Annotated in this window: 1 protein-coding gene and 1 pseudogene; both read right to left on the bottom strand. The window is 69.1% G+C overall.

Going from position 1 to position 699, the window contains the following annotated elements; genetic code table 11:
* Nucleotides 1–287, bottom strand: a pseudogene (locus CAPSK01_RS00190) (type II/IV secretion system protein); the annotation flags it as partial.
* Nucleotides 284–699: type II secretion system F family protein (locus CAPSK01_RS00185; protein ID WP_273702783.1), on the bottom strand; the 416-nt coding region annotated here is incomplete at its 5' end. The pseudogene CAPSK01_RS00190 and the gene CAPSK01_RS00185, both read right to left, overlap by 4 nt.

Genomic DNA, 699 nt, shown 5'->3' with positions numbered 1-699 from the left:
TGGCCGTCACCCGCCGCCTGCGGCGAGCGCAGCAGCACGCAGCCGCGCGTCTGGGCCTTGACCAGCGGCAAGCGGTCGAATGCCGGATCACAGGCCAGCATCGCGGGGGTATCGAGGGCCGGCAGACGAAAGCGCCTGGCCAGATCGGCGACCAGTTGGCGGGGTTCGCTGCCGGTCAGCGCCTCGAGTTCGCTGAGCAGCGCACGTCCCGACAACAGCGCCTGGCGCCTGGCCCGCGCCAGGAGGTCGTCGGCCAGGAGGTGGTCGCCGACCGCGGGCGCGTTCATTGCAGCGCCCCGGCGAGGTCGAAGATCGGCAGGTACAGCAGCACCACGATCAGCCCGACCAGGAGACCGATGGCGGTCATCAGCGCAGGCTCGAAGACCTTGGTGAAGCGCTCGATCCAGCGCGCGCTTTCCCCCTCGTAGAACAGCGCCGAACGTGTCAGCATCGCTCCGAGCTGTCCGGATCGCTCGCCGACGCGCAGCATGCGCAAGGCGATCGGCGTCGCCAGGCCGCAGTGGTCGAACCCCTGCGACAGCGTGCCACCGTCGGAGATGATGCCGCGGGCGACCAGCAGGGCCGCGCGCGTCGTCGGTGCAACGGTGTTGCCAACAATATCGAGCGCCGCCAGGATCGGAATGCCGCCTTCAAGCAACATGCCGGTGGTCAGGTACAGCCGCGACAGTTCGATGATGC

It is taken from the genome of Candidatus Accumulibacter vicinus (assembly GCF_000584955.1).
Taxonomy (GTDB): Bacteria; Pseudomonadota; Gammaproteobacteria; order Burkholderiales; family Rhodocyclaceae; genus Accumulibacter; species Accumulibacter vicinus.
The sequence above is the reverse complement of the archived record's forward strand: the minus strand, read 5'-3'. Positions and strand labels throughout refer to the sequence as shown.